This window comes from Termitidicoccus mucosus (genome assembly GCF_038725785.1).
Lineage (GTDB): Bacteria > Verrucomicrobiota > Verrucomicrobiia > Opitutales > Opitutaceae > Termitidicoccus > Termitidicoccus mucosus.
In genome coordinates, this window is the sequence record NZ_CP109796.1 from 7,717,790 (window position 1) to 7,729,261 (window position 11,472).

Sequence of the window (11,472 nt, forward strand, 5' to 3'; positions counted from 1 at the left end):
ACCAAAACCGCAAACGGCCAGGAAACACAGCCGCGATTTCCTTTACGTAAGATTGCGCCCTGTTTGCCGGCTGGGGAAAAAGCCGGTCTGCTCGCCCGTGCATCATCATGAACCCGCCGCCCCTCCCGCCCCGCCTCCCGAAAGAAGCCGGTCTTTTCCTCCGCGTTGCCCGGCTGTGCGGGCTGGGGTTGGTTTCAAGCCTCGCTGGCAGCGCCGTGCATGAGGCGGACGTATGCATTTACGGCGGAACCAGCGCCGGCGTCGTCGCCGCCGTGCAGACCGTGCGCATGGGCCGCTCCGTGATCCTGCTCGAACCCGGGCAGCACTTTGGCGGCATGAGCATCGAGGGGCTCGGCGGCACCGACATCGACAACCACCGTAATTTTCAAAACAGCCCCGCCGTTGGCGGTCTCGCACTGGAGTTTTACCGCCGCGTGAGCGCCCGTTACGGGCGGACGGACGAGTTTGAGGAGATGTTGCGCCATCGACGAAAACAGCGGGACCTCTGGCGGTTCGAACCACACGTCGCCGAGGCGGTCTTCGCGGAATGGATAAAAGAGTCTGGAATCAAGGCGCTGCCGACGCGCCGCCTCGCCGAAAAAAACAATATCCTCAAGGAGGGCACGCGCATCGTGGCGCTGCGCTGCGACAATGGCGACGAGTTCCGCGCCGCCGTGTTTATCGACGCCACTTACGAAGGCGACTTGCTTGCCGCCGCAGGGGTAAGCACCGTTTTGGGCCGGGAAGGAAACGCGCGCCACGGCGAAACCCAAAACGGTATCCAGACCACCTCGCCACGCAGCCACTTGGACTGTGCGATTGACCCTTATCGGGAGCCGGGCCGGCCCTCCAGCGGACTCATCCACGGCGTGCAGGATCAGCCAATCGGACGCGAGGGCGATCCCGACGACAGCACCCAGGCATTTTGTTTTCGTCTCTGCCTGACGAAAGATCCCGATAATCGTCTGCCCATCCCCAAGCCATCCGGCTACGATCCCGCGCGCTACGAACTCCAACGCCGCTACCTCGCGGCAGGCGGGAAAATCACACCGCCCTTCGCCGGCCTGCCCAATGGCAAAACCGATCCGGGAAGCTGGCACCGTCTCGCGGGCAACATGCCCGGTTTCAACGACGGTTACGCCACCGCATCCCATGCCGAACGCACCCGGATGCTGCGTGAAAGCCGCGAATACATCCAGGGCCTCTATTGGTTTCTGGCCAACGATCCATCCGCCCCTCAAGAGACGCGCGCGGCGTGGAGCCCGTGGGGATTATGCAAGGACGAGTTTACCGACAACGACGGCTGGCCGCGCGCTTTCTACGTGCGCAACGGACGAAGGATGGTGAGCGATTTTGTCCTCACGCAAAATCACGGACGCAAACTCGATCCGCTGCCCGTCGAAGATCCGGTCGGGCTGGTGTGGTGGCCGCACGATTTGCACGAAGCCCGGCGGCTCGTGCGCGACGGCAAGGTATGGCTGGAAGGTATCGTTTTCGATTCGTCAACAGACTGCGACTGGACACCCTTCGGCATCCCTTATCGCAGTCTGGTTCCGCGGCGCACCGAATGCGTAAATTTACTTACACCGACCTGCCCGTCGGCAACCTACGTGGCCTACGGCGCCTACCGTATAGAGTATCAATTTATGAACGCGGCCCAGGCTGTCGCAACCGCCGCCACTCTCGCCATCGAGAACCAAATCGCCGTCCAGAATGTTGACTATCACCGCCTGCGCAAACGCCTGCTCAAGGACGGCCAGATCTTGGCTCCGCCTTCGCCATGATAACTCCGAAAAATCTTCCGACTGCGCCAATCGCGCCCTCCAAAATATGAAGCCACTCCTGTCCGTATTGTGCCTGCTGCCTCTTTCCGGGTCGCTGGATGCCGCGCCCGTGGCGGCGGCATCCGATGATATAATTGCAGTGCGCGATTTCATCAAGGGCTCATGGGAAAAGACGTTCCGGTCCAACGACAGGGACGAGGGTTCGCTGATCGGGCTGCCGAAGCCCTACGCCGTCCCGAGCATCGCCGGGAATTTCCAGGAGATGTATTACTGGGACACCTATTTCACCGGCGAGGGGCTGCTTCTCGACGGGCATGCGGACATGGCGGCCAACAATGTCGAAAACATGGTTTATCTGGTCGGGCTTTACGGCAAGATGCCCAACGGCAACCGCACACATTTTGAAAACCGCTCCCAGCCGCCCTATCTGGGCATGATGGTGGAAAGCGTATATAAAAAGACCGGCGACAAGGACTGGCTGCGCCGGGTTCTGCCGGGCTTGCAGGCAGAATATCATTTTTGGATGACCCGGCGACTCACGCCGTGCGGGTTGAACCGCTATTCCAGCGAGGGCACGCTGGCCAACCGGGAGCGCATCGTGGGGATTCTGAAAAAACGGCTCGGCGAGAAATTCCAGCAGCAGACCGCCGGCTACTCGCGGGTGGACGTGTCGCGGGCGGGCGGACATTTCATCGCCGAGGCGGAGTCGGGCTGGGATTTCACTCCGCGCTTCCAGATGCGCTGCGAGGATTTCTGCCCGGTGGATTTGAACGCCAATTTATATTATTACGAAAAGAACTTTGAATACTCCCTCCGCGAACTGGGCAAGCCTGAAGAGGCCGAGGCCTGGGCGGAAAAGGCGGACCGAAGAAAAGCGCTCATGCGCAAATATCTCCGGGACGATGAGACCGGACTTTATTATGATTATGACTTCGTGAACGACCGGCGCTCGGATGTGGTGTCGGCCGCGGTGTTCAGCCTCATGTATGCGCGCATCCTCGATGCGGACGAGGCGGCGGCGCTGCGGGAGAAGGCGCTGGCGGCGCTGGAGTATCCGCACGGCATCGCGACCTGCGCGGAGCGCGATTACGGCTTCACGTATCAGTGGTCGTTTCCCAATGCCTGGGCGCCGCTGCAATACCTAGCCATTCGCGGGCTGGATAACTATGGATTCAGCCACGATGCGCGCCGCATTGCCGGAAAATACGTCGCCATGGTTGCGAATACCTACAAGACGACAAACAATCTCTGGGAGAAATACAATGTGGTGGAGGGCAATGTGAACGTCACGAACGAATATAAGATGCCGCCCATGATGGGCTGGACGGCTGGAATTTTCGTCTGGACGGACGAATACTTGAGGCAACAAACAGACGGCCTTGATACTCAATGAACCCTCCATGCAAACTCATTCTGTCAGGATTGTGCGCCGTCGCCTTTCTTTTTTCCGGCCGCCCCGCGCAAGGCGTGGTCAGCCTGGTTTATCTTGACTACCGTGACATTGCAGCTATCCGCGACGAGATCAAATCAGGGCTCCCCGGGCGTGAGGATGCATATAAAAAGCTGATTGCACAGGCGGACGGCCTGCTGGACGTTGCCCCGCTAAAAGTCGTTGACGGCCTTCAGCCTCCGACCGGTGACGCGCATGACTTTTATACCATTGGAAAATATTCGTGGCCGAATCCCGGCACGCCCGATGGACTGCCGTGGATTCGCCGCGACTGCGACATCAATCCGGAGGCATTCGGCGACGGCTTTGACCTGACCCGCTACAACGAAACCGTCAGCCGGATAAAATTGCATTCGCTGGCCTGGTTTTATTCAGGCGATGAGAAATACGCCCGCAAGGCGGCCGAGCTGCTTCGTGTGTGGTTTATCGATCCCGAGACCAAGATGAACCCCGGCTTCGAATGCGCATCGGCCCTGCCCGGCGTGCACAAGGGGATGCGCATCGGGATCATCTTCGGCGTCACGCTTGTTGAACTGGTCGACCATGTAAAATTGCTTGGATTGTCAAAGAGCTGGACGAAGACGGACGACGCGGCCCTCAAAAAATGGTTTTCCGACCTCACGACGTGGTTGCTGGAAAGCGAGTTTGGCCGGAAGGAGGCCGGGGCGAAGGATAATCACGGTTCATGGTATGCGGCGCAGGTGGCGGCTTATTCGCTATACAGCGGCGAGCCGGAGCGAGTGCATGCCATGGTGGAACTGGCAAAAAAACAGATGGCCGGATTGATAGCGGAGGATGGCGGCTTGCCCGCCGAACTAAAACGCGACTGGTCGTTTCATTATTCGCTCTACGGTCTGGAGTCGCTTGTAATCATGGCGCGCTGCGCCGAGCTTGGCGGCGAGGATCTCTGGAATTACCGTGCCGCGAACGGCCGCAGCATGAAGGCGGCATGCAAATTTATGATTCCATACGTTGCCGGAGAAAGGAAATGGAAATATAAGAATACAAAGGAAGGCGAGTTTCCTGCGACACATGCGCTTCCCATGGTCCGCCTAATGGCGTCCGCGTACCGGACGCCCGACTTTGTGAGAGCTGCCGGATATCTGATGCGAGCAAGCCCCGTAGACTCTCGCGAGGCGCGGCTGACCGGCTTGAATCCTGCGACAGGGCATTGATGAAGGCGCTATCGAGTCAATCTTTCCAGCCGCGCGATCAACACGCTGGTCCCTGCGCCTTCACATGATTTCCCCGCCACAGCGTATTTCTTCCAATAGGCGGTTTTACCCAGTATCTTTTTTGACTCCAAGTAATCGCAGGCTTCATCCAAAGTTTTTACCTTTTTGCTTTTTGATGCGACGCAGGCGACGATGAGTTCGCCCACCTTTCCTCCATCGCATTGCCGTCCCTTTGCGGCATTTTCGACCCAGTAGTTGACATCGGATTCGCTCATAAACCCGCGTTTTTGCAGAGCGGCCACATTTTCTTTCAATTTGCCGGAGGCCTCCTGGGCCGCGGCGGTTGCAGAGAATGCGAGCAGCAAGGCGAACAAACCGAGAATACGCGGGATAGCGGGCCGATTCATCATGATATTGCGGTTCTATTGATTTATATATGGAAAACTTCTGCCGTCGTGCTTCATGCCGGAAGTGGAAGCATGGCAGGGATCCCGGAGAAGATCCCTGCCGTAATGTTTCTATCTGCGGCGACGCAGGCGCAGGGCGGTGAGAACCGCAAGGGCGGTAAGGAGCCAGGCCGTGGGCGCGCCGCCGCCGCCCGCCGTATGGCCGCTTTCGGGGAAGCCGTGAGGGGACGTGTCCTTCTCGACCACCGCCGCCGGCGGGCCGAACATTTCAAGGGTTGTCACCGTCGCGGCCTCGTCGGCGGCGATGCGGCGGATGACGCCGTTGCCGGTGTCGGCCACGTAGAGAACGCCGTCTTTCAGTGTGATGGCTGCGGGGTTGCGGAACCAGGCATTGGCGCCAGAGCCATCCCGCAATCCGGCTGCATCGCCCGCGAGCGTGACCACGGTGCCGCCGGTGATGACGCGAATGCGGGAATTACCCGTGTCGGCCACATAGATGTCACCCGACTCATCCACCACGAGGTCGCGGGGGGCGTTGAAGGAGGCTTCGGTCAACGCGTCGCCATCATCGGCGCCGGCTGTTCCCGTGCCGGCGAGAGTCGAAACCACGCCGCCGGACAGGTCAATGAGGCGGATGAGGTGATTGCCGGTGTCGGCCACATACACATAGCTGCCGGACACATCGACCGCCACGCTGGCGGGCGCATTGAACTGCGCATCGAGCAGCGCGCCGTTGTTGGTGCCCGAAGCGGTGCCGCCGGCGACGATGCTCACTTCGCCCGCGGCAGTGATTTTCTTGATGAGGTGATTGCCGGTGTCGGCGATGTAGGTGACGCCGACGACGGTGTCCAGCGAAGCGAGGCCGGCGGGGGAGGCGAAGCTCGCGTCGGTGCCGGTGCCGATGGTCGTGACCACGCCGCCGGTGGAGCCGGTGAGGGTGACAGCGCGCAGGAGGTGGTTGCCGGTGTCGGCTACGAGAAGCACACCGTCGCCGTTGAGCGAGAGGCCGCGCGGGGCGGCGAAACGCGCGTCGGTGCCGGTGCCGTCCACGCCGGCGCCGCTCGCGCCGGAGAGTCCGGCCCATGTCGTGACCGAGCCGCTGGCGACGATTTCCTGGATCGTGTGCAGGGTGGTGTCGGAGACATAGATCTTGTCGCCGCCGGTGCCGGTGGCGATGGCGATACCGGAGGGAGCGGGGAGCAGGTTTTCCATGAAAAGCATGGTGGCGGTGGCGCTGTAAACGGTGGCTAGGCGCGTGGAGACCGCGCAGCGCAGGAGTCGCTCGGTGTTGGCGAGGCTGGCGGAGCCGGTCAACGAGAGCATGGAGGTGGTGCTGGTCCTGGCGACGCTGCCGGCCCAAGTGCCGCTGATGTTGCTAATCGGGAGCCAGATTTTGGTCGCGGGGTGGAGATACTGCCACTGGGTGGCCAGATCGGGGGTGCCGGTGGCAGTGACCACGAGGTTGGCGCTCCGGCCCACCGCCGTGGGCTGGATTTCAGGCGGTTGCTGGAAAATCACCGGCACCGTCGAGAAAATCCAGCCCGGATACGCACGTTCCGCCGCGCCGCCGGCGGTTTCGAGCGTGACGGTGACGCCGCCCGCGGTTTCGGAGCCGGCGGGCACGGTCACGACGATCTTCCCGTCGGACAGGCTCGCGATCTCCGCCGTCACTCCGTTGACCTTCACGCCGGCGGAGGAGATGAAGTTTTCGCCCGTGAGCGTGAGCGTGTCGCCGGGCTTGATCGTGACCGTGCTTTGCGGCGCCACGTCGAACAACACCGGCGGCGGCGCGATGGTGGTGTCAATCGTGAACACGTCCGTCACGGTGTCAGAACCGCCATCGGTGGTGACGGTGAGGCTGGCGGGGCCGGCGGGCGCGGTGTCGGGGACCTTGACCTTGATCGTGTCGTCGGTGGACGTGAAACCTTCGATCTCCGGCGCGAGGATGCCGGCGATTTTCACGTCCAGGACGGTGGTCGTGAAATACGAGCCGGTGATGGTGATGGTCTGGTTGCGCGCGACGGTTCCGCTGACGATGCTCTGGGCACCGCCCGCGATGCCGACATCGTCGATCACCGGCGGCGTGAGGGTGACGGTCAATTTCTGCGGCGCGGTGAGCGGGCCGCTGCCGGTGACGAGCGAGACTTCCTTGTCGACACCGGCGGTGCCGGCGGGGACGCGGACGCGAATGGTGGCATAGGTGCTGTCGATGATTTCGGCGTTGATGCCGCCGATGGTTACACTTTGCAGTCCCATGAGGTAGGCACCGCGGATGGTGATGATGTCGCCTGGATGGACGGCCTCGGGCGTGATTTCGGCGACGACAGACTTGGGTGTGGAGACGACCATGCTCCACGAGGTGCCGACGCGGATGTGATCGATGTAGTGGGCGTTGCTGCTGCTGAGCGCGTTGGTGCGCACGCCGATGCCGCCGAAGCCGGTGGAGTTGCCGGTGTTGGCCTCGGCGATGACGGTCATGTTCGGATCGGTGTTGGGTTCGTCGTCAACGCCGGGGTTGAGCCAGGCCTGGCAGCGGGTGTAGCGGGTGCCGTTCCAGCCGCTGTATCTGAAAACCGCAAAGTAAACCTGTCCGACCTTGAGTCGGTTCGCACCATCACCGCCGGCCGACACGGCTCCGACCGCCATGGTCTGCCCCGAACTGGAGGTGCCCACGCGCGCCCCGAGCCGGCCTTCGGTGCCGACGCCGAGAAGTCCCGCCGTGGTGGTGTCAAAGGTGGAATCGCCCACGCGCGCAGCGGGGATGGCCGCCCAAGAACTGAAGATTTGCGCGCCGAGGTCGTTGCCGTCCTGCGCGCCCCATGTGACTTTGAAGATGAAGCTCATGAAGACGTCGCTTCCGCCCGTCACCGGTGTTTCGACGAGGCGGGCGAGGGCATTGTTGGCGGTGGCGGCGAGGCGGATGGCACGGCCGCCGCCGAGCACGGCGCCGTTGTCGAGCGTGTAGGTGAGACGGTGGCTGTCATCGTCGATGATGGAGAAAAGGTTGTTGGCGTTGCCTGTCCACGCGCCGCCCCAACCGCTGCCGCCATCCTGCCCATACAGGGCGCCGACGGTGTAGTTTTCGCTCTCGAAATCGTCCGAGGCAATCAACGCGGCGGGAGCCCTGACGGTGAACCGGCCCGTCAGCGTTTCGGTGCCGTGGTCGTTGACGAGGACGATGGTGCCGTCGGCCGTGCCGTCGGGCACGCAGATTCGCAGGAGGGTATCGCTGCTTTCAGCCCAGATCACCGGCGCGCCGACGCCGCCGATGGTGACAGTGGCGCCGTCGAGGTATTTGCCGGTGATCTCGATGACTTCACCGGGTGCCGCGCCATCGAGGTTGAGGTTGTTCACGGTGAGGACGGGCGCGACATTCAGCGCGCCGGCGGTGCTGTTTGCGGAGCCGCCGGCGGTGGTGACGGTGATAGTGTGGTTGCCCATCGGGATGTCCTCCGGCAGGGCGGCGACGATCGCGGTGTCGTTGCTTTGCTCCTCGTTAACTGTGAGCGTGTGGCCGCCGGCCGTGACCGACACGGGGTTGGAGAGGTATTGGCCGGTGATGGTGACATTGCCGCCGGGAGCCACGGCGGCGGGCGCGACGCCGGTGATGGCGGGCGGGGCGGTGACATGGAGGATCTGCGCGGCAGTGGTGGAGCCGCCGGCGTTGGTGACGACAAGCTCAAGGCTCTCGCCGACAGCGCCGACGGGGAGGGTGATGGTCAGTTCGGTGTAGATTTTGTTGTGGGCGTCGAAGTCGGCCTCCGTGCCGCCCGTGGCCTTCGTCGCCACCGTCGTGCCGCCGATGGTCACGGTGGAAGTGGCGGTGAAGTTTTCGCCGGTGAGGGTAAGGGTGTCGCCGGGGTGGAGCTCGCCGTTGGTGAGGTTTTGACCGCCGGGCGCGGTGATGCTGGAGATGACCGGTGCGGGCAGCGTGGGCGTGCCGACGACAGCGTCCCACGTGGTGCCGATGCGGAGGGCGTCAAAGATATAGTAGCGGCTTGTGTTGAGGCCGTTGACGCGGAGGCGTAGGCCGTTGAAGGAGGCGGAGCCGCCGCTGGTGCCATTGTCCACGACGGAGACGGTTTGGTCGGTGGTGGTTTCGTCGTTGGTGGTGGGGTCGAGCCAGACGCGCACGGAGCGGTAGGCCGAGCCGCTCCAGCCTGTGTATTTCACGACCATGAAGTAGGTCTGGCCGTAACGGAGTGTGGCGGCAAAGCGGTTGCGCTGGGGGGAGGTGACTAGGTTGGAGTTGTTGACGCGGGCACCGATTTGGCCGGTGATGCCGGCGATGGCGGAAGCGTCGTTGGTGCTCGGGCTCCCGTCGAGAGCGAAGAGTTGGAACATCTGGTTACCGCTACTGAAAGTGCCGCCGTCGGACTGGGCGGTGTTTTTGTATTTGAAGATGAAGCTGACAAAAACGTCGGAGCCGTCCGTCACGGCGTCGGCGATGTTGCGGGAGATGGCGGGGTTGACGTCCAAACTGGTGGCGGTGCCGGTGGAGGAAACCACGAGTGTCACGCCCGATGTGCCGCTCCCGAGCACAGTGCCATCGTCCAGCGTATAGGTGATGAGGTTCCCTGGGTCGTCCGTCAGGGTCAGAACCGCCGCCGCACCTCCCGCCACCCACCCACCGCCCCAGCCGGTGCCGCCATTTTGGTCGGTAGGGGATGAGCCCGCGGTGTAACTGTCAAAATTGTCCTCGGCGACGAGCGCGGCGCGGGCGGGGAGCGCGGCGAAGCCGATGGCGATGAGCGCAAACAACCCGCGCAGTGCGAGTCTGTGGACTGGGTGGGTTTGGGTTTTGTTTTTCATGATCGTGACAATTTTTCGGGTGAGGTTTTTGAGGAGAATGCGACGATGGAGGGTTTGCAAAAACGGCGGGCGGGGACGAGTTGCGGGGCGGGGAGGCAAAGGAACAATGAGATGGGCGTGCGAATGGTTTGCCGGTATGCAGGAAGCATGAACAGACGCATGATTGCTTACGTAAGATCAACGGTATTCCCGGCAACGGGCGCAGGCGACATGCCCGCGCTGCATGCGCCTGCCGCGCCCGCGTCCAGAGGCGCAACAACCTTTTGGCACGCGCCGTTGTTTTCCTGCCGGGTCATGGCTTTGACGGAGCGGTCAGCAGCGTTGCAACCACGCCCCCGGCATCAACACCGTGGAACACGAGCACAAGGGCGGATTGCGCGGACAGAGCGGGGCCGGACCGAACCGGGCGGGGTGCAGAATCAAGCACGCACGGCCGGCGGCGGACTGGCGCATGATCGCCGCGGTGGCAAAAAACAGGCAGGCAATAAAATACAGTTTCATGGGGAGACTTTTGTAAATAAAGCGGCGGAGTGCCTGATGAATACAAAGACGCGGCGGCATGCTTTGTATTATTTTGCCTTCTTACAAGGTTCCCCTTGACAGCGGGAACGCGAAACCATCTTACGTAAAACAGCCAGCATCGATTTTTCCATTCATTCCGTCCTCCGCCTGCCACTACTCCCATGAAAACCGTGAGCCTCAAGGATATCGCCGACCGCACCGGCGTGTCGCGGATGACCGTTTCCTGCGCACTGCGCAATTCGCCACGGGTGCGGAAGGAAACGGCGGAGCGCATTCGCGCGGTGGCGAAACAACTGGGCTACGCGCCCGATCCGAAACTCGCGGCGGCGATGACCGGCGTGCGCAACGCCAAGCGCAAGACCCTCGAGCCGATCGCCTGGCTCAACGCCAACCAGAACGCCCGCGCCTACCACGACTACACCTGGCTCGCGCCCTACCGGCTGGGCGCGGCGGAGCGCTGTGCCGAGCTTGGCTACAAGCTCGACGAATTCTGGATGCGCGACCCCGGCATGACCGACCGGCGCATGTCGTCGATTCTTGTGGCGCGCGGCATCCGCGGTGTGGTGCTTTGCCCGGCGGTGCTGCCGGAAATCACGCATCTGCGCCTGGACTGGAAACATTTTGCCAGCGTTTCGTTTGAAACCGCCGTGCTCATCCCGCGGGTGCACCGGGTCGCGCCGGATTATCATTATAATATTCTGCTCGCCTTGAAAATGCTGCGACGCCTGGGCTACCGGAGAATCGGCTTGTTTCTGCACCGGCAGGAGGAGCGCCGCTCGCATCACACCTATCTGGCCAGTTTTCGTTATTTCCAGTCGGGGATTCCGGCAGCGGAGCATGTGACGCCGTTGGTCTACGATCCGTTTGACAAGGCCGCGTTGTTCAAATGGCTCGACGAGGTCGGCCCCGACGTCGTGCTCGGGCACCATAGCAAACTTGTCGCCTGGATGGAGGAATCCGGCCGGCGTGTGCCGGAAGATATCGGCGTGGCGCATCTCTCGCTCGACGGCGATTGCGAGGACTGGGCCGGCATCTGGCAGCACAAGCACCGCATCGGTGCGCAGACTGTGGAGCTGCTGGTCTCGATGATACAGAACAGCCGATTCGGGCTGCCCGATATTGCCTATGAAACAAACATCCCCGGTGAGTGGCGGCATGGGAAGACGCTGCGGCGCAGGGACGTTATCATTACGAAGCTGAAGCGCAAAACAGCCCGCGCGAGGGCGAGGTGAACTTTCAAATCTCGGGATCGCTCAAAGGGGAGGAACGACTTACAGCAAGATCTCTTGCGTTGGAATGGGGACATCCACGTTTCCGGCCAT

At 62.1% G+C, this 11,472-nt stretch carries 6 protein-coding genes; 4 read left to right on the forward strand and 2 right to left on the reverse strand.

The genetic code is table 11. The annotated features are described in order from the left end of the window. Positions 1-107: 107 nt before the first annotated feature. Genes OH491_RS27025 through OH491_RS27035 form a run of 3 tightly spaced genes read left to right on the forward strand, consistent with a single transcriptional unit; the run spans position 108 to position 4,409 of the window. Positions 108-1,784, forward strand: a complete 1,677-nt coding sequence (locus OH491_RS27025) for an FAD-dependent oxidoreductase (RefSeq protein WP_068772783.1) — start codon at positions 108-110, stop codon at positions 1,782-1,784. A 46-nt stretch (positions 1,785-1,830) separates the two neighbouring features. After that, on the forward strand, positions 1,831-3,177 hold the full coding sequence (locus OH491_RS27030) for a trehalase family glycosidase (protein WP_068772782.1): 1,347 nt from the start codon (positions 1,831-1,833) through the stop codon (positions 3,175-3,177). Between the two features lie 29 nt (positions 3,178-3,206). Beyond that, positions 3,207-4,409 (forward strand): alginate lyase family protein, encoded by a 1,203-nt coding sequence (locus tag OH491_RS27035; protein WP_334319685.1) that lies wholly within the window; start codon positions 3,207-3,209, stop codon positions 4,407-4,409. An 8-nt stretch (positions 4,410-4,417) separates the two neighbouring features. Here OH491_RS27035 and OH491_RS27040 read toward each other — a convergent pair whose 3' ends face one another. Beyond that, positions 4,418-4,819, reverse strand: a complete 402-nt coding sequence (locus OH491_RS27040) for a hypothetical protein (protein ID WP_145929078.1) — start codon at positions 4,817-4,819, stop codon at positions 4,418-4,420. A gap of 108 nt (positions 4,820-4,927) precedes the next feature. Then, a complete protein-coding gene (locus OH491_RS27045; RefSeq protein ID WP_145929077.1) occupies positions 4,928-9,628 on the reverse strand; it encodes an IPT/TIG domain-containing protein in 4,701 nt (1,566 codons plus the stop codon). Between the two features lie 683 nt (positions 9,629-10,311). Between OH491_RS27045 and OH491_RS27050 the strand changes: the two genes are divergently transcribed. Beyond that, positions 10,312-11,382: a LacI family DNA-binding transcriptional regulator gene (locus tag OH491_RS27050; protein WP_068772777.1), complete on the forward strand. Its 1,071-nt coding sequence runs from the start codon at positions 10,312-10,314 to the stop codon at positions 11,380-11,382. The last annotated feature ends 90 nt before the right edge of the window (positions 11,383-11,472 follow it).